Origin of the sequence: Streptomyces amakusaensis (assembly GCF_039532665.1) — a bacterium.
GTDB classification, from domain to species: Bacteria; Actinomycetota; Actinomycetes; order Streptomycetales; family Streptomycetaceae; genus Streptomyces; species Streptomyces amakusaensis.
Genome location: NZ_BAAASB010000004.1, coordinates 444352 through 467752 on the forward strand (window position 1 = coordinate 444352; position 23401 = coordinate 467752).

22 protein-coding genes are annotated in these 23401 nt (G+C 71.6%); 12 read left to right on the forward strand and 10 right to left on the reverse strand.

The annotated features are described in order from the left end of the window. Window positions 1-56: 56 nt before the first annotated feature. Window positions 57-1517 carry an amino acid permease gene (locus ABD371_RS09500; protein WP_344474814.1) on the reverse strand — a complete coding sequence of 487 codons (1461 nt, stop codon included), beginning with the start codon at window positions 1515-1517 and terminating at the stop codon, window positions 57-59. A 226-nt stretch (window positions 1518-1743) separates the two neighbouring features. After that, window positions 1744-2460 carry a FadR/GntR family transcriptional regulator gene (locus tag ABD371_RS09505; RefSeq protein ID WP_344474816.1) on the reverse strand — a complete coding sequence of 239 codons (717 nt, stop codon included), beginning with the start codon at window positions 2458-2460 and terminating at the stop codon, window positions 1744-1746. A gap of 166 nt (window positions 2461-2626) precedes the next feature. On the opposite strand from ABD371_RS09505, the gene ABD371_RS09510 reads away from it, so the two are divergent. Continuing rightward, on the forward strand, window positions 2627-3136 hold the full coding sequence (locus ABD371_RS09510; protein ID WP_344474818.1) for a gluconokinase: 510 nt from the start codon (window positions 2627-2629) through the stop codon (window positions 3134-3136). Window positions 3137-3194: 58 nt separating this feature from the next. After that, window positions 3195-4592: a GntT/GntP/DsdX family permease gene (locus tag ABD371_RS09515; RefSeq protein ID WP_344474820.1), complete on the forward strand. Its 1398-nt coding sequence runs from the start codon at window positions 3195-3197 to the stop codon at window positions 4590-4592. 117 nt (window positions 4593-4709) lie between these two features. On the opposite strand, the gene ABD371_RS09520 is transcribed toward ABD371_RS09515, so the two are convergent. Beyond that, complete coding sequence (locus ABD371_RS09520; RefSeq protein WP_344474822.1) at window positions 4710-6362, reverse strand: FAD-binding dehydrogenase; 1653 nt, start codon at window positions 6360-6362, stop codon at window positions 4710-4712. Window positions 6363-6524: 162 nt separating this feature from the next. On the opposite strand from ABD371_RS09520, the gene ABD371_RS09525 reads away from it, so the two are divergent. The 6 genes from ABD371_RS09525 to ABD371_RS09550 all read left to right on the forward strand — a co-directional run bounded on the left by ABD371_RS09525 (window position 6525) and on the right by ABD371_RS09550 (window position 11476). Next, window positions 6525-7031 carry an NUDIX hydrolase gene (locus tag ABD371_RS09525; RefSeq protein ID WP_344474824.1) on the forward strand — a complete coding sequence of 169 codons (507 nt, stop codon included), beginning with the start codon at window positions 6525-6527 and terminating at the stop codon, window positions 7029-7031. Window positions 7032-7064: 33 nt separating this feature from the next. Further along, window positions 7065-7463, forward strand: coding sequence for a YidH family protein (locus tag ABD371_RS09530; RefSeq protein ID WP_190124471.1), 399 nt, complete (start codon window positions 7065-7067; stop codon window positions 7461-7463). Then, complete coding sequence (locus tag ABD371_RS09535; RefSeq protein WP_344474827.1) at window positions 7460-7822, forward strand: DUF202 domain-containing protein; 363 nt, start codon at window positions 7460-7462, stop codon at window positions 7820-7822. The genes ABD371_RS09530 and ABD371_RS09535 overlap by 4 nt, the downstream gene beginning before the upstream one ends. Before the next feature lie 114 nt (window positions 7823-7936). Then, window positions 7937-9232, forward strand: coding sequence for an exo-beta-N-acetylmuramidase NamZ family protein (locus tag ABD371_RS09540; protein WP_344474829.1), 1296 nt, complete (start codon window positions 7937-7939; stop codon window positions 9230-9232). 152 nt (window positions 9233-9384) lie between these two features. Then, on the forward strand, window positions 9385-10662 hold the full coding sequence (locus ABD371_RS09545; protein WP_381734632.1) for a serine-threonine protein kinase: 1278 nt from the start codon (window positions 9385-9387) through the stop codon (window positions 10660-10662). Window positions 10663-10864: 202 nt separating this feature from the next. Then, window positions 10865-11476 (forward strand): hypothetical protein, encoded by a 612-nt coding sequence (locus ABD371_RS09550; RefSeq protein ID WP_344474831.1) that lies wholly within the window; start codon window positions 10865-10867, stop codon window positions 11474-11476. Window positions 11477-11571: 95 nt separating this feature from the next. Here the strand turns inward: ABD371_RS09550 and soxR are convergent, their stop codons facing one another. Continuing rightward, window positions 11572-12042 (reverse strand): redox-sensitive transcriptional activator SoxR, encoded by a 471-nt coding sequence (gene soxR, locus ABD371_RS09555; RefSeq protein WP_344474833.1) that lies wholly within the window; start codon window positions 12040-12042, stop codon window positions 11572-11574. 150 nt (window positions 12043-12192) lie between these two features. Here soxR and ABD371_RS09560 point away from each other — a divergent pair, with 150 nt between their 5' ends. Then, a complete protein-coding gene (locus tag ABD371_RS09560; RefSeq protein ID WP_344474835.1) occupies window positions 12193-12657 on the forward strand; it encodes a MaoC family dehydratase in 465 nt (154 codons plus the stop codon). A 52-nt stretch (window positions 12658-12709) separates the two neighbouring features. Here the strand turns inward: ABD371_RS09560 and ABD371_RS09565 are convergent, their stop codons facing one another. Beyond that, window positions 12710-13333, reverse strand: a complete 624-nt coding sequence (locus tag ABD371_RS09565) for a TetR/AcrR family transcriptional regulator (protein ID WP_344474837.1) — start codon at window positions 13331-13333, stop codon at window positions 12710-12712. A 164-nt stretch (window positions 13334-13497) separates the two neighbouring features. Here ABD371_RS09565 and ABD371_RS09570 point away from each other — a divergent pair, with 164 nt between their 5' ends. Further along, entirely contained in the window at window positions 13498-14196 is a 699-nt protein-coding gene (locus ABD371_RS09570) for an ArsR/SmtB family transcription factor (protein WP_344474839.1), read from the forward strand. 25 nt (window positions 14197-14221) lie between these two features. On the opposite strand, the gene ABD371_RS09575 is transcribed toward ABD371_RS09570, so the two are convergent. From ABD371_RS09575 to ABD371_RS09585, 3 genes are all read right to left on the reverse strand, one after another. Next, complete coding sequence (locus tag ABD371_RS09575) at window positions 14222-15616, reverse strand: aldehyde dehydrogenase family protein (protein ID WP_344474841.1); 1395 nt, start codon at window positions 15614-15616, stop codon at window positions 14222-14224. Window positions 15617-15702: 86 nt separating this feature from the next. Further along, entirely contained in the window at window positions 15703-17058 is a 1356-nt protein-coding gene (locus ABD371_RS09580) for an ABC transporter ATP-binding protein (RefSeq protein ID WP_344474843.1), read from the reverse strand. Window positions 17059-17389: 331 nt separating this feature from the next. Beyond that, complete coding sequence (locus tag ABD371_RS09585) at window positions 17390-18844, reverse strand: CitMHS family transporter (protein ID WP_344474845.1); 1455 nt, start codon at window positions 18842-18844, stop codon at window positions 17390-17392. Window positions 18845-19129: 285 nt separating this feature from the next. On the opposite strand from ABD371_RS09585, the gene hmgA reads away from it, so the two are divergent. Both hmgA and ABD371_RS09595 read left to right on the forward strand, forming a co-directional pair. Continuing rightward, complete coding sequence (hmgA, locus tag ABD371_RS09590; RefSeq protein ID WP_344474847.1) at window positions 19130-20461, forward strand: homogentisate 1,2-dioxygenase; 1332 nt, start codon at window positions 19130-19132, stop codon at window positions 20459-20461. A gap of 30 nt (window positions 20462-20491) precedes the next feature. Further along, window positions 20492-21244, forward strand: a complete 753-nt coding sequence (locus ABD371_RS09595; protein WP_344474849.1) for a GntR family transcriptional regulator — start codon at window positions 20492-20494, stop codon at window positions 21242-21244. 203 nt (window positions 21245-21447) lie between these two features. Here the strand turns inward: ABD371_RS09595 and ABD371_RS09600 are convergent, their stop codons facing one another. Together ABD371_RS09600 and ABD371_RS09605 are read right to left on the reverse strand one after the other, a co-directional pair. Beyond that, a complete protein-coding gene (locus ABD371_RS09600) occupies window positions 21448-21708 on the reverse strand; it encodes a hypothetical protein (RefSeq protein ID WP_344474851.1) in 261 nt (86 codons plus the stop codon). A gap of 355 nt (window positions 21709-22063) precedes the next feature. Next, window positions 22064-22873, reverse strand: coding sequence for an SGNH/GDSL hydrolase family protein (locus ABD371_RS09605; RefSeq protein WP_344474853.1), 810 nt, complete (start codon window positions 22871-22873; stop codon window positions 22064-22066). Between the last annotated feature and the right edge of the window lie 528 nt (window positions 22874-23401).

The window sequence follows — 23401 nt, forward strand, 5'->3', positions numbered from 1 at the left end:
AGAGGCCGGTCCAGGGCCGGTCCAGAGCCGGTCCAGGGCTGGTCCAGGAAGCGGGCTCAGGCGTCCCGGCGCTCGGCGGCGAGGGTGTCCACCCGTCCGCGCACCATGAACCAGCCGCCCACCAGCGCCGCGGCGATCAGCGGCAGCAGCATCACGGTCGTACGGCCGATCCCGCCGCCCCACCACATCAGGAAGAGCACGCTGACGAGGAAGACCAGGGTGACGATCTGGGTGTACGGGGCCCAGGGCAGCCGGTACGAGGGGCGGGTGAGTCGGCCGTCCTGGGCGCGCTGCCAGAAGAGCAGCGAGCAGATCATGATCATGCCCCAGGTGCCGAGGATGCCGAGGGAGGCGAGGTTGAGGACGATCTCGAAGGCCTCGCCGGGCATGACGTAGTTGAGTCCGACGCCCGCCATGCCGAAGGCGGCGGTCAGCAGCACTCCGCCGTAGGGGACCTGCCCCTTGTTCATCCGGCCGGTGAAGCGGGGCGCGGACCCGGCGAGCGCCATGGAGCGCAGGATGCGGGCGGTGGAGTAGAGGCCGGCGTTGAGGCTGGAGAGCGCGGCCGTGAGGACCACCAGGTTCATCACCCCGGCGGCCCCGGGGATGCCGATCTTGTCCATGACGGTGACGAAGGGGCTCTCGTCGCCGGAGTAGGCGGTGTACGGCAGGAGCAGCGCGAGCAGGGCCACGGAGCCGACGTAGAAGATGCCGACCCGCCACATGATCGAGTTGATCGCGCCGGGCATGACCTTCTCGGGGTTCTTGGTCTCGCCGGCGGCGACGCCGCACAGCTCGACGGAGGCGTACGCGAAGACGACGCCCTGGATCACCAGCAGCATCGGCAGCATGCCGAGCGGGAAGATCCCGTCATTGGCGGAGATGGTGGAGAAGCCGGGGGTGTGGCCGCCGATCTCCTTCTGGGTGACCAGCAGGAAGATGCCGATCAGCATGAAGGCGACCAGGGCGGCGACCTTGATGATCGCGAACCAGAACTCCATCTCGCCGAAGTACTTCACCGAGATGAGGTTGGCCGTCAGCACGACGGCGAGGGCGATCAGGGCGAGGATCCACTGCGGGATGTCGCTGAACATGGCCCAGAAGTGGGCGTAGGTCGCGGCGGCGGTGATGTCGGCGACGCAGGTGGTGGACCAGTTCAGGAAGTAGAGCCAGCCCGCCGTGTACGCGCCCTTCTCGCCCATGAACTCACGGGCGTAGGAGACGAAGGCTCCGGAGGAGGGGCGGTAGAGGACCAGCTCGCCGAGGGCGCGGACGACGAAGAAGGCGAAGAGGCCGCAGATCGCGTAGGCGATGGCGAGGGAGGGACCCGCGCCCGCCAGCCGCCCGCCCGCGCCGAGGAAGAGCCCGGTGCCGATCGCCCCGCCGATCGCGATCATGTTGATGTGGCGGGACTTCAGGTCCTTGCTGTACCCGGCGTCGCCGGCGTCCACGTGGGAGGAGGCGCTCGCCGGAGGCCCCGCGAGGGGCGGCTCGGGCGCGGTGGTGCGGTCGCTCATGCGGGGAGGTTCGCCTTCGTGAGGGAGCGTAGGTCGTCAGCAGCCCTGCGATTCTGGCAGTGCTCAAGGTCACACAGACATAGATCTGAGGTGGTTTTGAGGTTTCAAGCAGGCAAAGCAAGGACCTCAGCAAACCGTGGCAGTAAATCACGGCTGAGGGGGACAAACCGACCGGCGGCGGCGGGAGGCCTTCCGGGAGGGGCCGGAGGCAACCCGGCCCGAGGCCTCAGTGGGCCGGGTCGGGTGCGAGGACATCCAGCTCGGCGAGTGCGCCGACCGCGATCTCGCGGGTGATCGCCTCGGCCCTGGCGGCGTCGCCCTCCCGCACCGCCTCGGCGACCTGGACATGGAGGGTCACGGCCGCCGGGTCGGGGTCGTCGAACATCACCTGATGGTGGGTACGCCCGGTGAGGATCTCGGCGACCACGTCGCCGAGGCGGGCGAACATCTCATTGCCGGAGGCGTTGAGCACCACCCGGTGGAAGGCGATGTCGTGCCGCAGATACTCCTCCAGCTGATGGCCGCGCGAGGTGGCGACCATGCCGAGGGCGCACTCGGTGAGTTCGGCGCACTGCTCGGGGGTGGCGTTGCGGGCGGCCAGCCCGGCCGCGACCGGCTCGACGGCGGAGCGCAGCACGGTGAGCGAGCGCAGCTGGCGGGGGCGGTCCGCGCCGGCGAGACGCCAGCGGATGACCCGGGGGTCGTAGACGTTCCACTCCTCGATGGCGCGGACGGTCACCCCGACCCGGCGGCGGGACTCGACCAGGCGCATCGACTCCATGACGCGGATCACCTCGCGGACGACGCTGCGCGAGACGTCGAAGCGCTGGGCGATCTCGTCGGTGCGCAGCACGCTGCCGTGCGGATACTCGCCCGCGGTGATCGCGAGGCCCAGGGTGTCGAGCACCAGTGTGTGGAGGTCCTGGCCGCCCGCAGTCGTCATGGATCAAGGGTACGGGGCGGGGTCCCGGGCTCGACCCGGGAACAAAAAGTATGACGTTTAGGTCTCACCCTCTTGAATATGTCGTACCTAATAGGTTTCAGTAGCGCGACGGACCGATGTCGACACCGTGGTCGGCACCGGTGTGACGGAATCAGCGAGGCATGTAATGAGCACCCCTCACGTCGTTGTGGTGATGGGCGTGGCAGGGACCGGCAAGACCACGATCGGCCCCCTGCTCGCCGACGCACTGGGCGTTCCCTACGCCGAGGGCGACGACTTCCATCCCCCGGCGAACATCGCCAAGATGTCGGCCGGCACCCCGCTGGACGACACCGACCGGTGGCCCTGGCTCGACTCGATCGGCCAGTGGGCGCACAGCCGGGCGGGCATCGGCGGTGTGGTCTCCAGCTCCGCCCTCAAGCGGTCCTACCGGGACCGGCTGCGGGCCGCCGCCCCCGACGCGGTCTTTCTGCATCTCACCGGCGACCGTGAGCTGATCGAGCGGCGGATGTCCGAGCGCAAGGGGCACTTCATGCCCACCAGGCTGCTCGACTCGCAGTTCGCCACGCTCCAGCCGCTTCAGGACGACGAGGCGGGCGTGGCCGTCGATGTGTCCGGCACCCCCGAGGACATCAGCGCACGGGCCGCCGCCGCGCTGCGCGCGCTCGGCCAGTAGTCCCGTACCCCCTTCACGCCCTTCCCGTCCTCACCGAGTTCACTTCTAAGGAACCACCGTGACCAGTCTCAATGTCGAGATGCTGGCAGCGGGCGCGACAGAGCCGATCACCTCGGCCGGCAACGCCCAGCTCGGCATAGCCGTCCTCGCGGGCATCGCCGTCATCGTCCTGCTCATCACCAAGTTCAAGCTGCACGCCTTCCTGGCGCTGACCATCGGGTCGCTGGCGCTCGGGGCGTTCGCCGGGGCCCCGCTCGGCAAGGCGATCGAGTCCTTCTCCAAGGGGCTCGGCTCGACCGTCGCCGGTGTGGGTGTGCTGATCGCGCTCGGCGCGATCCTGGGCAAGCTGCTCGCCGACTCCGGCGGCGGCGACCAGATCGTGGACACGATCCTGGCGAAGGCGAACGGGCGCACCATGCCCTGGGCGATGGTGCTGATCGCCTCGGTGATCGGTCTGCCGCTCTTCTTCGAGGTCGGCATCGTGCTGCTGATCCCCGTGGTGCTGATGGTCGCCAAGCGCGGCAACTACTCCCTGATGCGGATCGGCATCCCCGCCCTCGCCGGTCTGTCGGTGATGCACGGACTGATCCCGCCGCACCCCGGCCCGCTGGTCGCGATCGACGCGCTGGGCGCCAACCTCGGTGTGACGCTCGCCCTCGGTGTGCTCGTCTCCATCCCGACCGTGATCATCGCGGGTCCGATCTTCGCGAAGTACGCGGCCCGCTGGGTGGACATCCCCGCGCCGGAGAAGATGATCCCGGCCCGCCCCTCGGAGGACCTGGACAAGCGCCCCAGCTTCGGCGCGACCGTCTTCACGGTCATGCTGCCGGTCGTGCTGATGCTGTCGAACGCGCTGGTCGAGATCGTCGTCGACGACCCCGAGAACCCGGTGCAGAAGGTCACCGACATCATCGGCTCCCCGATGATCGCGCTGCTCGCGGCCGTCCTGGTGGGTCTGTTCACGCTGGGCGCCGCGGCCGGCTTCACCAAGGACCGGCTGGCGTCCACCGTCGAGAAGTCCCTCGCCCCGATCGCGGGCGTGCTGATGATCGTCGGCGCGGGCGGCGGCTTCAAGCAGACGCTGATCGACGTCGGCGTGGGCCAGATGATCCTGGACATCTCCGAGAGCTGGGCCATCCCCACCCTGCTGCTCGCCTGGCTGATCGCGGTCGCGATCCGGCTGGCGACGGGTTCGGCGACCGTCGCGACGATCTCCGCGGCCGGTCTGGTCGCGCCGCTGGCGGCGGGCATGACCACCACCGAGTCGGCGCTGCTGGTGCTGGCGATCGGTGCCGGTTCGCTCTTCTTCAGCCATGTCAATGACGCCGGGTTCTGGCTGGTGAAGGAGTACTTCGGGATGAGCGTCGGCCAGACGATCAAGACCTGGTCGGTGATGGAGACCATCATCTCGGTGGTCGGCATCGTCTTCGTGCTGCTGCTGTCGCTGGTGCTGTAGCGCGGTGCGGCGCTTCACGCGGTGACCCGGGGCGTCGGGCGGACTCTTGAGGAGTCCGCCCGACGCCTTCTGGCGTGAGTGCCCCCGGTCGCCCCGGCGACCCCGCCCGCGGGCGGCTCACACCGCGCGCGCAGCTGCCCGGCCGGCGGCGCGGCCGGAGAAGAGGCAGCCGCCGAGGAAGGTGCCCTCCAGCGAGCGGTACCCGTGCATTCCGCCGCCGCCGAAGCCGGCGGCCTCCCCCGCCGCGTACAGCCCCTCCAGCGGCTCGCCGTCCACGTCCAGCACCCGTGAGGAGAGGTCGGTCTCCAGTCCGCCGAGCGATTTCCGGGTGAGGATGTTCAGCCGTACGGCGATCAGCGGGCCGGCGGCCGGGTCCAGGATCCGGTGCGGGGCGACGGTGCGGACGAGCCGGTCGCCGAGGTAGTTGCGGGCCCCTCGGACCGCCATGACCTGGAGGTCCTTGGTGAAGGGGTGCCGGATCTCCCGGTCGCGGGCGACGATCTCGCGGCGCAGCTCCGACTCCTCGATCAGCGGCTCCCCGCCGATCGCGTTCATGCCGCGCACCAGCGCGGCGAGATCCCGCTCGACGACGAAGTCCGCGCCGCTTTCCATGAAGGCCCGCACCGGCCCCGGCACCCCGGCGCGCGCCCGCCCGAGCACCTGGCGCACGGACTTCCCCGTGAGGTCGGGGTTCTGCTCGGAGCCGGAGAGGGCGAACTCCTTGGCGATGATCCGCCGGTTCAGGACGAACCAGGTGTGGTCGTAGCCGGAGCGCATGATGTGTTCGAGGGTGCCCAGGGTGTCGAAGCCGGGGAAGAGCGGCACCGGGAGCCGCCGGCCGCGCGCGTCGAGCCAGAGCGAGGAGGGGCCGGGGAGGATCCGGATGCCGTGCCGGGCCCAGACGGGGTTCCAGTTCTCGATGCCCTCGGTGTAGTGCCACATCCGGTCGCGGTTGATGTGGCTCGCGCCCACGCGCTCGGCGACGCCCAGCATCAGCCCGTCGACATGGGCGGGGACGCCGGAGAGCAGCTTCGCGGGCGGGGTGCCCAGGCGATCGGGCCAGTTGGCGCGGACGAGATCGTGGTTGCCGCCGATGCCCCCGGAGGTGATGATCACGGCTTGGGCGCGCAGTTCGAAGGCCCCGGCGACCTCCCGTCCGCTGGCGGTGCCGCGCGGGGCGGCGGAGGGTTCGAGCACCTCGCCGCTGACGGTGTCGACCACTCCCGCGCTGCGGCCGAGGCCGGTGACCCGGTGCCGGAAGCGCAGCTGGACCAGGCCTCGGGCGACCCCGTCGGCGACCCGCCGGGCGAAGGGGGCGACGACACCCGGTCCGGTGCCCCAGGTGAGATGGAAGCGGGGTACGGAGTTCCCCTGGCCCGTGGCGTCGTGGCCGCCTCGTTCGGCCCAGCCGACGACCGGGAAGAACCGTACGCCCCGGGCGTGCAGCCAGGCCCGCTTCTCGCCGGCCGCGAAGTCGACGTACGCCTCGGCCCAGCGGCGGGGCCAGCCGTCCTCCTCGCGGTCGAAGCCGGCCGTGCCCAGCCAGTCCTGGAGCGCGAGGTCGCGGCTGTCGCGGACGCGCAGCCGGCGCTGCTCGGGCGAGTCGACCAGGAAGAGCCCGCCGAGGGACCAGTGGGCCTGCCCGCCGAGGGACTGCTCCGGCTCCTGGTCGAGCAGGATGACCCTGCGCCCGGCGGCGGCCAGCTCCGCGGTGGCGACCAGCCCCGCCAGGCCTGCCCCGATCACGATCACATCAGCGTCGTACGCCATCGCTTGTTCCATCCTTGTCCGGCGGGGTCGGTACGGGTCCGGCCGGACGCGCGGTGGGAACGCCCCGGCCGGTCCGGCCGGTCCGATCTTCCGTACGGTGTGAGGGCCCGTCAACGGTTTCGGCGGGATGGGGAATCGAGCGGACGGACGGGTGGGCGCGGAATGAGCGCTGACGAGATCCTTGATGTGGTGGACGAGTCCGACCGGGTGACGGGGCAGGCCCGGCGGGCCGATGTCTATGCCCGCGGGCTGCGCCACCGTTGTGTGTTCGTGCTGGCCAGGGACGGCCTGGGCCGGGTCTTCGTCCATCGCAGGGCGGCGGACAAGGTGATCTTCCCCGCGCTGTACGACATGTTCGTGGGCGGTGTCGTGGGGGCGGGCGAGAGCTACGACACGGCGGCGCTGCGGGAGGCCGAGGAGGAGCTGGGGGTCACGGGACTCCCCCGGCCCGTGCCGCTGTTCAGGTTTCTGTACGAGGGCGGGGCGGGGCGGAGCTGGTGGTCGGCGGTGTACGAGGTGCGCTGTGAGACGCCGGTGAATCCTCAGAAGGAGGAGGTCGACTGGCACGCTTTTCTGCCGGAGGCCGAGCTGGAATCGCTGCTGGACGTGTGGGAGTGGGCACCGGACGGGCTGGCCGCCTACCGCCGTCTCCGGGCCCTTCGCCCCTGATCCTATGATCGTTTCGCGGGTAGTGTGCGAAAGGTGAAGGACATCGCGCGGAGCCTGCGGCTGTGGTTCGCCCCCCAGCGGGTGCGCGAGGAGGGCCGGACGCCCGACTACCGGTTCTCGCTCGCCAATGAGCGGACCTTCCTGGCCTGGCTGCGGACGGCGCTGGCGCTGATCGGCGGCGGATTCGCCGTGGACCAGTTCCTGCCGGATCTGCGCTGGGGCGTACGGGCCGGGCTGGCGCTGGCGCTGCTGGGCGCGGGGGTGCTGTGCGCGCTGCGGGCGGTCAACCACTGGGTGCGGTGCGAGCGGGCGATGCGGCGCGGCGAGGATCTTCCGGTGTCGCGCTTCCCGACGGTGCTGAGCCTGGTGATCGCGGCCCTGGCGGTGGCCATGGTGGCCGTGGTGCTCTTCGGCTGGGAGGGCGGCCGGTGACGACGCCGCCGCCGGACCGGGATCCGGAACCGGAACAAGAACCGGAACCGGTGCCCGAGCGGGATCCGGGGCTTCAGCCGGAGCGGACCCGGCTGGCGTGGCGCCGTACGACGCTGGCGTTCACCGTGGCGGCCGTGTTCGCGGGCCGTCAGGCGGTGACCGGCGGGACCGGCCCGGTGGGGACGGTCGCGGTGGCGCTCAGTGTGCTGGTGTGGCTGGGGTTTCTGCTGCTGGCGCACCGGCGGGTACGGACGCTGGGGGCCGGGCCGGTGCCTTCGGCGCTGCCCGGACGGATGGCCCTGACGGCGGTGGTGTGCACGGTGGGTCTCGCGGGGTTCGCGGTGGCGGTCGTGGTCTGAGCGGTGCGCCGGGCGGCGGACCCGGGAGGAACGTTCCGCCGGGGTCGTTCCGCGCGGCGGCGGGGCGCGCTAGCGTGCGTGGCCATGACAGACAGTCCGTACGGGGGGAGTCCGATGAGCCTGTCCAGAAGGGGGCTGCTGGCCGGTGCCGGAGCGGCCGGGGCGCTGGCCGCGACCGCCGGACCGAGCGCCGCGGCCCAGACCGGAGTCCGGACCGGGGCCGGGGCCGAGGCCGCAGCCGGGGCCGGGCGGCGCGGGCGGGTGCGGGTGCGTACCGGATTCGACCGGCTCGCCGCCGACGGCTACGACCGGCTGGCCGGGCAGCGGGTCGGGGTGGTCACCAATCCGACCGGGGTCACCTCCGGCGTACGCCATGTCGTGGATGTGATGCACGCCGACGAACGCGTCGACCTGATCGCCGTCTTCGGCCCGGAGCACGGCTTCCGGGGCACCGCCCAGGCGGGCGGCTCGGAGGGGCGGTACGACGATCCGGCGACCGGACTGCCGGTGTACGACACCTATCTGAAGAGCGGTCAGCCGCTCGCCGACATCTTCACCGCCTCCGGGGTGGACACGGTCGTCTTTGACATCCAGGACGTCGGCGCGCGCTTCTACACCTACATCTGGACGCTGTACGACTGCATGAAGGCGGCGGCGCTCGCGGGGAAACGGTTCGTCGTGCTGGACCGGCCCAACCCGGTGACCGGGCGGGCCGCCCTCGGCCCGGTGCTGGAGCGCCCCTTCGCGACCTTCGTGGGACGGGAGCCGATCCCGCAGGCGCACGGGATGACGGTGACCGAGCTGGCGCGGCTCTTCAACGGCGAGTTCCTGGGCGAGAGGCCGGTGGAGCTGGAGACCGTACGGATGTCGGGGTGGCGGCGCTCGGACTTCTTCGACGAGACGGGGCTGCCGTGGGTGCCGCCGAGCCCCAATATGCCGACGCCCGAGACCGCGCTGGTCTACGCGGGCACCTGTCTCTTCGAAGGCACCAACCTCTCCGAGGGCCGGGGCACGACCCGCCCCTTCGAACTGCTGGGCGCGGAGGGCGTGGACCGCCGCTGGGCCGAGGCGGCGAACGCCCTGGAGCTGCCGGGGGTGCGGTTCCGGGAGGCGTACTTCACTCCGACGTTCTCCAAGTTCCAGGGGAAGACCGTCGGCGGGGTGCAGCTCCACGTCCACGACCGGGAGGTCTTCGACCCGGTGCGCACCGCCGTCGCGCTGCTGGTGACGGCCAAACGGTCCTGGAGCGGCTTCGCCTGGCGGCCCGACCACTGGATCGACAAGCTCACCGGCTCGGTGAAGGTCCGCACCTCGATCGACGCGGGGGCCGGTCCCGACGAGGTGGTCGGCGCGTGGCAGGAGGAGCTGGCCGCCTTCCGCTCCGTACGGAAGGCGTATCTGCGCTACTGAGCACGCGCGCCTTCCCCGGCCGGCCCGCGAGTATGCGGAAACCTCCGCCCCGAACCCGTACATGGCCGGATTCGGTGGTCCCGGGTCTGGCCGTCCCTCCTCCGACGCCGGATCCTGGTGTCGGAAGAGGATGTACCGGGGGAAGGACAGTCATGCCGGACATGAGCGTGGAGCCGTATCAGGACATCTCCTTCGGCCAGGACGGCGACCTCGACGGGGCGGGTCCGGACCGGCTGCTGAAGCTGGACGTCACCGATCTGGTGATGTTCGCGCATGGCTGGAACAACTCCCCCGCGACGGCCGCCCGGCTGCACTCCGCCTTCTTCGCGCCCTTCCCCTCGCTGGTGTCACCCCGGGTGCGGCTGGGGTACGCGGGGATCGGCTGGCCGTCGATGCGGTTCGCCGACGAGCCGGTGCCCGGCTTCGGCCGGCCGGCCGGACCGGCCGGTCCGGGGCTGGACCCCGCGACCCTCGCCGCCCTGCGGGAACTCTTCCCCGGGCACACGGCCGCGGTGGCCCGGCTCACCGGACTCCTGGAGGAGCGGCCGGCGGCCCCGGAGGCGTTCGCCGAGTTCGGCAGGCTGGTGCGGCGGCTGGCCCAGGCCCCGGCGGGCGGGCTTGAGGACTGCTTCACAGACGATCTGCCGCAGGACGAGCAGGGGCCGCCCGCGCTGCTGTACGAGGACGCCCTGACGCTGTGCCAGAGCTTCGCACGGGCGCTGGAAGGGGCGGAGCCAGGCGCTCCGCCGGTCGTCGGGGGCGGGACGCGGACGGCCTGGCGCGGGGCGAAGGAGTTGCTGCGGCAGACCACGTACTACGCGATGAAGCGCCGCGCGGGGGCCGTCGGGGAGCTGGGGCTCGGTCCGCTGCTGGGGCGGCTCGCCCGCGGCCGGCCCGGGATGCGCGTACATCTGGTCGGTCACAGCCAGGGGGCCCGGCTGGTCGCCTTCGCGCTGCGCGGACTGCCCGACGGGGTGCGCAGCGTGAAGTCGGTGACGCTGCTCCAGGGGGCCTTCTCGCACTACGCGTTCGCGCCGAGCCTGCCGCACGCGGCCCAGAACTCGGGCGCGCTGCGGGCGATGGAGCACCGGGTCGACGGTCCGGTGGTGGCCTGCTACTCGCGGCACGACAGCGCGCTCGGGGTGATCTACCCGCTGGCCTCCCGGCTCGCCGGGGACGACAGGAACGCGGGCGGGCCCGACCCCCGTTGGTGGGCCGCCGGGCACAGCGGTCTCCAGGGCTCGGCCCCGCCGCCGGTGCGGCTGACCCTGGAGGAGGCGCTGACGCGGGGCGTTCCCCGCACGGGGTGTGTGAGCGTGGACACCGCCTCGGTGGTGCGGCGCGGCGGGCCGCCGGCCGGTGCGCACAGTGACATCTGCCATCGGGAGCTGGCCCGGGTGGTGGTCGCCGCGGGGCGCATCGGGCGCTGAACGGACCGCCGGGCGGACGGCTGGAGAGAGGGGCGAAAAATATTCCGAACAGCTGCCGCGAGGAAGATCACACACTTCTGACCTGCTGCTTTGTGCTGGACATGCCGTAGTCCGGAGCTTCTCATTTTCGATGGAGCCGGATCGGGCAGGCGTACGTCCAAACATCGACGCTCGATGGACGAGCGACGGAGGTGGCAGTGCGATGGCCGGTTTCCGGAGTCTTGCGAGACAGGTGCGTGACACGCGGTGTGATCTGGCGCTGAGGCGCTACTCACTGCGCAAGTGCCTGGAGAGGTTCGCCCCTTATGGACATCGGGCGACATGGGACCACCTGTGTGTGCGGCACGGGATCGAGTCCGAGGACCGCGCGCCCGATCCGGTGCGGCTGGTGGCCGCGCTGGAGGAGCTGGAGCGGGCGCGGGCCGTGTGGCTCGCCTACGAGGAGAGCTTCGCGGACCGCCGCAGGCGGGAGAAGCACGACGGGCTGCGCAGGCCGGGCTCCGTCGACGACTGGCACCGGCGGACCTGGGGCGGGCACGGGGTGGCGCGCTGCGACCACCCGTCCTGCCATCCGGCGGCCCCGCTGGACGAGGTGCTGCGGCGGCTGATCGCCGCGCTGGAGAACGAACCGGGTGACTCCTGTCCCGTCTGCGAGGCCACGGGGATCGTGTGGCGGGCGGATCTGACCAGCGAGCCGTGGACCGGGCCGGTCTGCACGGGCTGCGGCATAGTCGTGCCGCGGCCCGTGCTGACGTCACAGGCCGTGGCGAGCGCCAAGGAGGCGGGACGCGGCTGCCTCGCCCCGGTGGCCTGAGCCGTCAGAAGCGCTCCGGGGCCCGGACACCCGGCAGGAAGCGCGAACCCGCCGTCCACGCCCCGGGCGGCGGGACACCCCACTCCGGCCGCGGCTCAGTCGGCGTCCTTGTAGCGGACGGGCATCAGCCGTGAACCGGCCATCTGGCGGCCGAACGCGTCCTCGGGGTTGGACAGCACACAGGTCTCCAGCGAGAGACAGCCGCAGCCGATGCAGTCGGTGAGATGGTCCCGCAGCCGCCCGAGCTGCTTGATCCGCTCGTCCAGCTCCTTGCGCCACACATGGGAGAGCCGGGCCCAGTCGTCCCGGTCGGGGGTGCGCTCCTCGGGCAGCTCCGCCAGCGCCTCCCGGATCGTGGCGAGCGGGATGCCGACCCGCTGCGCCGCGCGGACGAAGGCCACCCGGCGCAGGGCGTCCCGGGGGTAGCGGCGCTGATTGCCGGTGGTCCGGCGGCTGCTGATGAGCCCTTTGGACTCGTAGAAGTGGAGGGCGGACACGGCGGCGCCGCTGCGCTCGGAGAGCTGACCGACCGTCAACTCGTGAGTCTTATCCGAAAACTGGGACACCCCTCCAAGCGTAGTCCCTGCCCGGCGGGGGCCGGTGCGCCTCCGTTGACAGAAGCACACCCGCCGACCATGCTGAGCGAGCGCTCAGGCGTGGCCCCGGGAGCCGGCGCCGGTGAGCGGAAGGACGCCACCGAGAGGCAGGGACCAGGGATGGCCGAGCCGAGGATCTTCGCCTCCGCCGAGGAGCTGCGCGCCGGGGTGGGCGAGCCGCTGGGGCACAGCGACTGGCTGGAGATCGACCAGCGGCGGATCGACCTCTTCGCCGAGGCGACCGGCGACCACCAGTGGATCCATGTGGATCCCGCGCGGGCGGCGGACGGGCCCTTCGGGGCGACCATCGCCCACGGATATCTCACGCTCTCGCTGCTGCCGGCCCTGGTCCCCCAGGTGATGCGGGTCGAGGGCGCGCGCATGGGCCTCAACTACGGCACCGGCAAGGTGCGCTTCCCCGCTCCGGTGCCGGTGGGCTCCCGGCTGCGGGCCACGGCGGAGCTGCGGGAGGTCACGGCGGCGGCGGCCGGCGGGGTGCAGGTGACGGCCCTGGTCACGGTCGAGCGCGAGGGCGGCGAGAAGCCGGTGTGCGTGGCCGAGTCGCTCTCCCGCTACTACTTCTGAAGCTTCCGCCTCCGCCGCCGGCCCGGGGCTCCGGCTGCCGCCGGACTCCCGTCTACCGGCGTGCCGAGACCATCCGCAGCACGAGATCGGCGTAGAGCGCGCCGACCTCTTCGGGCGTGCGGCGGCCCTGGACATTGAACCAGCGCGCCACGTCGATGCAGAGCGAGAGCACGGCGAGGGTGGTCCCCGGAACGTCGGGGACGTCGAACTCCCCGCTCTCGACACCCTCGCGCAGGATGCCGCGCACCACGGCGTCGCTGCGGCGGCGCAGCGCCACGATCTCGGCGCGGTGCTCCTCGGAGAGCGCGTCCAGTTCGTACTGCACCACACGGGCGGTGTCGTGCCGTCCGGCGTGCCAGCGGACGAAGGAGCCGACGGCTTCGGCGAGCCGCTCGCCGGGGGTGCCGGCGCGCCCGGAGGCGGTCTCCAGCACTTCGAGCGCCCGCTCGTGCCCGATCCGGCTGATCCGGTGGAGCAGCTCTTCCTTGGTCTTGTAGTGGATGTAGAGGGCGGCGGGGCTCATTCCGGCGCGGCCCGCGATGTCACGGGTGGTCGTCGCGTGATAGCCGCGCTCGGCGAACGCCTCGACGGCGGCCACGAGCAGCTTGCGCGCCGCTTCGGGGGTGACCTCGCCCCACGGCACGTTCTCGCAGTCGGTCTCCTCGGCCGCGGCCATGGCTCGCCTCTTCTCTCACCGGCAGGGGAACACCATACCCCGAAGCTGAGCAAGCGCTTAGCTTCGGGCGGCTGTGTGCCGTACGACGGCCTGGACCGGCCGGGACCGGGTCGCACCAGCATAGTTCGGCCCGCGCCGAAAGGTGGATGCGCGACCCTGGAGGCATGACCGCATCCGCTCTCGCCGCTTTCGCCGCGCTGCTCGCCGACGAGACCCGGGCCCGTTTCTGTCTCGCCCTGCTGGACGGCCGCGCCTGGACCGCCGGTGAGCTGGCCCGGCATGTCCGGGTCGCGCCGTCCACCGCCAGCGAGCATCTGGGCAGGCTCGTCGCGGGCGGGCTGCTGGCCGAGGAGCGGCAGGGACGGCACCGGTACGTACGGCTGGCCGACGCCCGTACGGCGTATCTGGTGGAGGAGCTGGCCGCCCACACCGAGCCGGGGCCCCCGGCCGCGCCCGCATCGCTGCGGGCGGCGGGCGCGCGCAGCGCGATGGCCCGGGGGCGCACCTGTTACGACCATCTCGCGGGCCGGCTCGGGATCGCGATCACCGAGGCGATGACCGTACGCGGACTGCTGCTCCAGGAGTCCGGCTTCGCGCTGACCGCCCGGGGTACGGAGTGGTTCGCCGCGCTGGGTCTGGAGCCGCTGCGGGCGCGGGGGCGGCGGCCGGTCGTACGGGCGTGTCTGGACTGGACCGAGCGCAGACCGCATCTCGCGGGGGCCGCGGGGGCCGAGCTGTGCCGGTACGCGCTGGACTCGGGCTGGTGCGTACGGATCGGCTCGGAGCGGGCGGTGCGGGTGACCGCCGAGGGGGAGCGGGCCCTGGCCGAGCTGCTCGGCATCGCCCCCGAGGCGCTGCGCTGACCGCCGGTGCGGGCTTGACCGGCGGTCAGAACTGGAGGGACTTGGTCTGGAGGTACTCCGCCAGCCCGTGCGCGCCCAGCTCCCGGCCGAAGCCCGAGCGCTTGTATCCGCCGAAGGGGGCGAGCGGGTTGAACCGGCCGCCGTTGACGTCGATCTGCCCGGCGTCCATGCGGCGGGCGAAGGCGGCGGCCGTCGCGTCGTCCGCCGCCCAGACCGCGCCGCCCAGGCCGTACACCGTGCCGTTGGCGATCCGGAGGGCGTCCTCCTCGTCCTCGTACCGCAGCAGTGCCACGACCGGGCCGAAGATCTCCTCCTGCGCGACGGCCATCCCGGGGGTGACATCGGCGAAGACGGTGGGGCTGACGTAGTGGCCGAGGTCGCGGGGCGCGGCCGGGCCGCCCGTGACCAGCCGGGCCCCCTCGGCGACGGCCCTGTCGATGTGGCCGAGGACGCTCCGCAGCTGCCGCTCGCTGACGAGCGGGCCGATCCGCTCCCCCGGGGTGTGTCCGGCGGCCTCCTCGGCCGCGAGGGCCACGGCCTCCTCGTACTGATCGCGGTGGATCAGCAGCCGGGACCAGGCGCTGCAGGTCTGGCCGGAGTTGAACATCACCTGGGCGACGCTCGCGCGGACCGCCGTCCGGAGGTCGGCCCCGGGCAGGATGACGCTGGCCGATTTGCCGCCCAGCTCCAGCGCGACGCGTTTGACGGCCGCTCCGGCGACCGCGCCGATCCGCCGGCCGACCGCCGTGGAGCCGGTGAAGGAGACCAGGTCGACGCCGTCGTGCGCGGCGAGGGCGGCCCCGGCGACCGGGCCGAGGCCGGTGACCACATTGACCGTCCCGGCGGGCAGGTCCGCCTCGTGGACGGCCTCCGCGAAGAGCTGGGCGGTCAGCGGGGTCTCCTCGGAGGGCTTGACCACGACGGCGCAGCCCGCCGCGAGGGCGGCGGCGGCCTTGGCGACGATCTGGTGGAGCGGATAGTTCCAGGGGGTGATCGCGCCGACCACGCCGACGGGCTCCAGCAGCACGGTGGAGTTTCCGACGGTCTCCTCGAAGGAGTGCGTGGCGGCCAGCCGCGCGAAGGAGTCCGCGATCACCACCGGCAGCCCGGCGTGGACCGTCCGGGCGAGGTCGGGCGGCGCGCCCAGTTCGGCGGTGATCGTCTCGGTGAACGCGTCGGCGCGGGCCGCCAGGGCGTCGCGGAGCGCCGCGATCCGGGCCGCGCGCCCGGCGGGCGGGGTCGCGGCCCAGCCGGGGAACGCGGCGCGGGCGGCGCGCACGGCGGCGTCGACGTCCTCGGCGGCGCCGGCCGGGACACGGGCGACGGTCCGTTCGTCGGCCGGGTTCACCACGGCGATGGTGTCCGCGGTGGCGGCGGGCCGCCACCGGCCGTCGATGTACATCGCGTCATGGGCCTTCATCGCGCTCCTCCGGGGACGCCCCGCTCGTGCGCCCGCCCACACGATGACGGCCCGCCGACGGCCGCCGGCCGGGATTCACCCGTCCTTCACACATCCTCGCCGAGCATTTCGGCGGGGGCCGGGGAGACCCTGCGGCCGTGGCGGTCGAAGACGTAGAGATGCGCCAGGTCGACCAGCAGGGGCACCTGCGCGCCCTTCTGGAGCCAGAGGCTGGGAGGGGTGCGTACGACCAGCTCGCCCGCGCCGACGCGCTGGGCGGCGGGGTCGTAGGAGGCGTACGGGTTGTAGGGGAGGCGCGGTGATCCGCCGAGCGCCAGTGGCGGACCCGGCGTTCGCGCGACCGTACGCCCCTTCAGCCGGCCCAGGACTCCCGGACGCGGCCGGGCTCTTCTGCGGCGCGGCGAGCCGTCCGGGCGGGGGGACTCCAGATCGGCGACGACGGCGGGCTCGGAGCCGATGTCGACGTAGACGAGTGCCTCGTGGCCCTGGTAGTCGGTGTTCGCGACGGTTCCGGTCAGCGGCACCTCGCCGGGTCTGGCCTGGCTGGGGAGGCCGATCCTGGTGGCCTCGGAGCGCAGTCCGACGATGACCGGCCGGCCCTGCTGGATACGGAGCAGCTGATGGTCGACGCTGAGCGGCTCGGGCAGGGGGAGCCGCTGGCTGCCCAGGTCCAGCGTCATCCCTTCGCGCGGCGGCGCGTGGACGAAGCCCTGGACGAGATTGATCCGGGGGGTGCCGATGAACGCGGCGACGAAGACGTTGTCGGGCAGGGCGTAGATGTCGCGCGGGGCTCCGACCTGCTGAAGCACTCCGCCGCGTATCACCGCCACCCGGTCGCCGAGTGACATCGCCTCGGCCTGGTCGTGGGTGACATAGACGGTGGTGACACCCATCTCGCGCGTGAGCTGGGCGATTTCGGAGCGGAGCTGAATGCGTAACTTGGCGTCGATGTTGGAGAGCGGCTCGTCCATGAGAAAGACGGAGGGCCGCCGGGAGATCGCACGGCCCATGGCGACGCGTTGGCGCTCGCCTCCGGAGAGCTGGCTCGGGTAGCGGTCGAGGACGTCCTCGATACCGAGCTTCCGGGCGGTGGCGTCGACGCGCGGACCCCGGTCCTCCCGGGGGTTCTCCACCAGCAGGGGAAAGCCGATGTTGTCGCGGTTGGTCATGTTCGGATAGAGCGCGAAGTTCTGGAAGACCATGGCCATATCGCGGTCGCCGGGCGGCATGTCGTTGGCGAGTTGGCCGTCGAGCCGCAGTTCACCATCAGTGATCGCCTCAAGTCCCGCGATCATGCGCAGCACGGTGGACTTTCCGCAGCCGGAGGGCCCGAGGAGTACCAGGAATTCTCCGGCTTCGATGTCCAGGGTCAATCGGTCGACGGCGCGCGGTGCCCGTCCGTATCGTTTGCTGACGTTATGAAGGGAAATAGCGCGAGTCATGTGGGGGTCCCGCCGGGTCAGATGGGGATCGGCTGAGACGCTTGAAAATAGCTGACTAACCCCGGCCGGGGAATCATCCCGACGGATGTTTAACCTGGCCTTTTCCTATTTCGTCGGCCAAAGTGCGGTTCTGGCCCTCGCGATGATGAACGCCTTCCAATTCCCTGGGGGAGCTTTTCCGCGGGGGCGGGCGCGGCCACCGCACCTGAAACACAGCAAACGGGATGAATGCGCCGCCCCCGGTGTGACACCGGGGGCGGCGGGGGGCGGTGGGGAGACCGCCCGGGGGATCGTCCGGGGGCTCACCGGGGGTGAGGCCTTCGGACGTCCGTCAGATGATGCCGAAGACGACTCCGGCGGCGAGCACCACGAGCGAGGTGAGCGCGGCCCACTTGACCGTGAAGCGGGTGTGGTCGCCGAACTCGACCTTGGCCATGCCGACGAGGACGTAGACGGCGGGGACCAGCGGGCTGGACATGTGGAGGGCCTGGCCGACGAGGGAGGCGCGGGCGATCTCCAGCGGGGAGACGCCGTGGGCGGCGCCGGCCTCGGCGAGGACGGGCAGCACACCAAAATAGAAGCCGTCGTTCGACATGAAGTAGGTGAGCGGGAGGCTCAGCAGACCGGTGACGATGGCCATGTGCGGGCCCATGCCCTCGGGGATGGCCCCGACGAGCCAGTCCGCCATGTGCTTGACCATGCCGGTGCCGGTGAGGACTCCGGTGAAGACGGCGGCGGCGAAGACCATGCCCGCGACGTTGAGGACGTTCTCGGCGTGCGCGCCGATCCGGGCCCGCTGGTCGGCCATGTTCGGGTAGTTGACCGTGAGGGCGAGCGCCGCGCCGAGGATGAAGAGGACCGGGATGGGCAGCAGCTCCATGATCATCGCGGTGAGGAGGGCGATGGTGAGGCCGGCGTTGAACCAGTAGAGCTTGGGGCGCAGGGTCTCGCGGTTGGGGTCGAGGCCCTGGAAGCCCTCGTCGCCGCCCTGTCCGGGGGCCGGGGCCGGGGAGTCGGCCGCGCTGTCACCGGAGCCGGCGGCGGAACCCTCGCCCTTGTTCTTGCCCTTGCCCTTGCCCTTGGCGGAGCCCTTGCCGGCCTGCGCGCCGGAGCCGCCCGCCTTGACCAGCACCGTCTCGCTGTCGGTCGCCAGCGCCTGGTCCAGGGAGAGGTAGCCGAGGCGCTTGCGCTCCCGCATGCCGAGGACGTAGGCGAGGATGAAGACGAAGAGCAGTCCGACGGCGAGCGCCGGGATCATCGGGACGAAGATGTCGCCCGCGTCGAGCTTCAGCGCGGTGGCCGCACGGGCGGTGGGGCCGCCCCAGGGCAGGGTGTTCATGACGCCGTTGGCGGTGGCGGCGATACCGGTCATCACGACCAGGCTCATCCCGAGCCGCTTGTAGAGCGGATACATCGCCGAGACGGTGATCATGAAGGTGGTGGAGCCGTCGCCGTCCAGCGAGACGATCGCGGCGAGCAGCGCCGTGCCGACCACGACCCGCATCGGGTCGGCCTTGCAGAAGCGCAGGATGGCCCGGACGATCGGGTCGAAGAGACCGACATCGATCATCACACCGAAGTAGACGATCGCGAACATGAGCATCGCGGCGGTGGGGGCAAGGTTGCCGACGCCTTCGATGACGTAGTCCCCGAGGTGCGCACCCTTGCCGACAAGGACACAGAAGAGCGCGGGGACGAGGACGAGCGCCGCGATGGGCGACATCTTCTTCATCATGATCAGGACCAGGAAGGTCGCGATCATGGCGAAGCCGAGGATTGTCAGCATGGGCTACCTAACGTTCATCCTTGAACTCCCACCGGAGGCGGCGGTCCGGATGACGTTAGGTCGCGTCAAAAGCTGTTAACAAGATGTTGACGTGTGAGCAATACGAGCAAAACCCCAGGTCAACGTCTTACTGGTGGTTTCCGGGCCGCAGCGCCCGCGCGCGGCCCGCCGGACGGCCCCCGGACACGCCCCCGTACGCGGGGGCGTTTGGCGTTGACGGGGCGCTCACCCAATCCTACGGTGACCCATAGGATTCCCTTCGGCTTTTCAGTACCGGGAGCGGCGATGAGCGGCATCGAGCAGGCCATGGAGCGGGCACGGAAGACGGCCGGAGCGCTGGGGCACTCCCCCGGCTTCGGCAACGAGCACAGCTCGGAGGCGGTGCCCGGCGCGCTTCCCGTCGGCCGCAACACCCCGCAGCGCGCCCCCCTGGGGCTGTACGCCGAGCAGCTGAGCGGCTCGGCGTTCACCGAGCCCCGGGCCCGCAACCGCCGCTCCTGGCTGTACCGGATCAAGCCCTCGGCCGCCCATCCGCCGTACCGCCGTGCCGACAACGGCCGGCTGCGCACCGCGCCGTTCACCGAGACCGTCCCCGACCCCAACCGGCTGCGGTGGAACCCGCTGCCGGAGCCGGCCCCGGGCACCGACTGGCTCGCCGGTCTGTGGACGCTGGGCGGCAACGGGGACGCGGCACAGCGCACCGGCATGGCCGTGCACCTGTACCACGCCAACGCTCCGATGCGGGACCGGGTGTTCGGCGACGCGGACGGCGAGCTGCTGATCGTCCCGGAGCTGGGCGGGCTGCTGCTCGTCACGGAGCTGGGGATGCTCGCCGCCCGGCCCGGCGAGGTCGCGCTGATCCCGCGCGGCGTCCGCTTCCGGGTGGAGCTGCTGGACGAGCGGGCCCGGGGCTATGTCTGCGAGAACTACGGACAGCCCTTCGAACTGCCCGACCTCGGCCCGATCGGCGCGAACGGCCTGGCCAACGCGCGGGACTTCCTCGCGCCGAAAGCCGCGTACGAGGAGGCCGCCGGACCGGTGGAGGTGGTCAACAAGTTCTGCGGGAACCTCTGGGCCGCCTCCTACGACCACTCCCCCCTCGATGTGGTCGCCTGGCACGGCAACCATGTCCCCTACGTCTACGACCTGCGCCGCTTCAATGTCATGGGGTCCATCTCCTACGACCACCCGGACCCTTCGGTCTTCACCGTGCTGACCTCGCCGTCCGACACCCCCGGGCTCGCGGGCGTCGACTTCGTGGTCTTCGCGCCGCGCTGGCTGGTCGGCGAGGACACCTTCCGTCCGCCCTACTTCCACCGCAATGTGATGAGCGAGTACATGGGCCTGATCGAGGGCGCGTACGACGCCAAGGCCGAGGGCTTCGTGCCCGGCGGCGGCTCGCTGCACAACATGATGTCGGCGCACGGCCCGGACCGGGACACCTTCGACCGGGCGAGCGCAGCCGAGCTGAGGCCGCAGAAGATCGACGACGGTCTCGCCTTCATGTTCGAGACGCGCTGGCCGGTGACGGCGACCGGGCAGGCGGCGAACGCGGACCATCTGCAGAAGGGCTACGACGGCGTATGGCAGGGTCTTGAACGTCATTTCACGTCGTGATACGCCCTGATCCGGAGAGACGGAGCCCCCGTGACCTCCTCCTTCGCCCCTGATTCACTGGTACTGAACCGGAAGCTGCCGCTCTGGTACCAGGTCTCGCAGTCCCTGCGCGCCTCGATACTCGGCCGCACCTCCGACGCGTCACTGCGGCTGCCCACCGAGGAGCAGCTCGCCGCGCACTACCGGGTGAGCGTGCTGACCATGCGGCAGGCCCTCAAGGAGCTGGAGGAGGAGGGGCTGATCAGCCGCCACCGGCGGCGGGGCACCTTCATCGAGCCGGGGGCGCGCAGAGGCGCGCCCAGACGGCTGCTGGGCTCGATCGACGCCATCGTGGCGCAGCAGTCGGGCGAGCGGACGACCGTCCTGGGGCACGGCCCCGAGCCGGTGCCGGGGGAGCTCTCCGAGTACTTCCCGGGTCTGACCGAGATCGTCGCCTATCGCAGACTGCGCTGGGACGGCGAGAGCGGCGAGCCCAGCAACTGGGCGGAGAACGCGGTCCGCCCGGACGTCGCGGCGCGGCTGGACCCGGCCGACCTGGAGCGGTGGCCGATGACGAAGGCGCTGCGGGACGGGGTGGGTGTACGGATCAGCCGGATCACCGACACGGTGGAGGCGCGGCTGGCGGACCCGCGCACGGCGGAGCTGCTGAAGGTGCCGCTGCTGAGCCCGATCCTGCACTACACGGGGGTGACCTACGACCGGGACGGCCAGGTCGTGGATGTGGCGCGGATCCGCTACCGGGGGGACCGGTTCTCGTTCTCGGTGACGGTCGAGGCGGAATGAGGGCCTCACGACCCGCGTCCGCGCGGTCGTGACCGCGCGGACGCCCGGAAGTCGCCGGGGTCACCGGGGGCGCCGGCCGACGAGTCTTCGCCGGACCGTGCCAGGGGGTGCGATCGCCTGGGCGCGGGGCCGCGCAGGCGGTGACACATGAAGGGGCGGGACGCGCTCGGGAGGAGTGGGACTCCCGAGCGGGGCCGGAGGGATCAGTGGCGGCTGCCGAAGAGCGTGCGACGCAGCCTCCGCAGCGGTGCGAAGAGCGAGACTCCGCTCCTGCCGCCGCGGTCGTGCGCCACATCGCGCGAAGTCAGCTCACGCATCAGCGACGTCGCCTCGGCCGTCTCCCGCTGGGGCACGGCGGGACCGCCGAGCACCGACAGATGTCGGTCGAGGCGCGAGCTGGTCGCGCTGTTCCCGCAGACGATCGCGGGCACACGCGCCCTGCTGCGCACTGTTATCTGTTCCATGTCACTCCCCACCCGTACGACGCACCCGGCCCGGGCAGGTTAACCCTATCGCCCCACCAGGGCACGCATGTATCCCACCCACAGGATTCACCGCACCCGTACGCGAGTTGACGCTGACGCTACGAATCCGGTCTTTTCCAGGGCGAGTTGGACAGATTCGAGTCTCCACTCGCCTATTCTTCCCACCGCCCCGCCGGACCACTCGCACCCCAGCGAACTCTTTGCTCACGAGTCCGCACTCCGCGCTCACCACCGGCCGCCGCGACGGCCGTTCCCGGCCGGAATCAGGGGTGTGATCTGCGCCACCGGCAGCCCGGGCGGCCCGGCCCGGGCGGCGCAACCCGGACGGCGCGGCTCAGGCGTGCGCGGTGAAGACGGGGAGATAGCCGCCGGACTGGCCGGAGGCCGTGGGGTGGTACGACTCGCTGACGTTGAGCAGATTGAGACTGTGCAGCCAGGACGCCCCCGAGCAGATCTCGTGCCCGGTGAAGGCCTGCACCACGTCCGCGAAGGCGAACCCGTGGTCGGCGGCCCGCTTGGCGAGGGCGGCGTTGAGATGGTCGGCGGCCCCGTTGATCGCGGACCGCTCGCGCTCGGTCAGCCCGGCGACACAGGTGCCGCTCAGCTTGTAGAAGCGGGGGTAGCCGAGGACGACGACCGCCGCACCGGGGGCCCGGGAGCCGATGGCCGTGTACAGGGAGTCGAGCCTGCCCGGGAGGGTGGTGTCGACGTACCCCCGGGCCTGGTTCACCCGATTGACGCAGGCGTTTTCGGACTGGAGGACGCAGGTGGTCATGACATCGGCGAATCCCGCGTCATTGCCGCCCGCGGAGAGGGAGACGAGGTCGATCGAGGCGTTGAGCGGGCCGAGCTGGCTCGCGGTGACATCACTCGTACGAGCGCCCGCGCAAGCGGTGAAGGCGAACGACGAGGGGGCGTTCGCGGCCGCCCAGAGCTTGGGGTAGGCGCGGTTGCTGCGCTTGCAGTCGCCGCTGGCGCTGTCGTAGGAGCCGGCGCCGAGACCCGAGGAGTACGAGTCCCCCAGCGCCACGTAGTCGAGGGCGAGGGCGCGGTCGGCGGCCCTCGCCTGGCCCGTCCCGGCGAGGGCGAGCACGGCGGCGAGGAGGAGAGAGGAGGACGAGGCCGCGATTCGGGACAGTTTCATGGAACCTCCCTGTAGCAGAGTGCCTGCCCCAACTTTCTTACCAGTCAGTAGACTTCACTGGAAGTGTCCATGCCAAAACTGGCGGCGGCGACCCGGCCCGGCCGCGCCGGGCGCACGGCACGAGGGGCGGGGACGGAGACCCCGAGGGGCGAGATCCAGCCATGTGAATCACTGGAAAGCGGCGGCCGGCAGTCCGAGTGGAATCGCCGCCGCCGCCTCGCGGCCTCGGCGCGCACGGGATCGGTCGCCACCACCGCCCCGGCCCCGACCGGCCCCGATCGACCCCGACCGGCGCCGATCCAGCGCCGCGCGCATCGTTCGCCCTCGCGACGCGACCCCGTCGGCGTACCCCCGGGGCGGCGGGCCGGCGGCAGGGAAGGCGGAGGCGAACCGCGAGGACCCCCTACCGCAGGTTGGGCTAACACGTGAGCCCTGAGTAGTTATCAAATATGCAAAAACTAAGGGCAGTTACTCAGATTTGCCTTAGAGTCTCGGTCGTCAATACGTCGTACACCCACCCGCAACGGT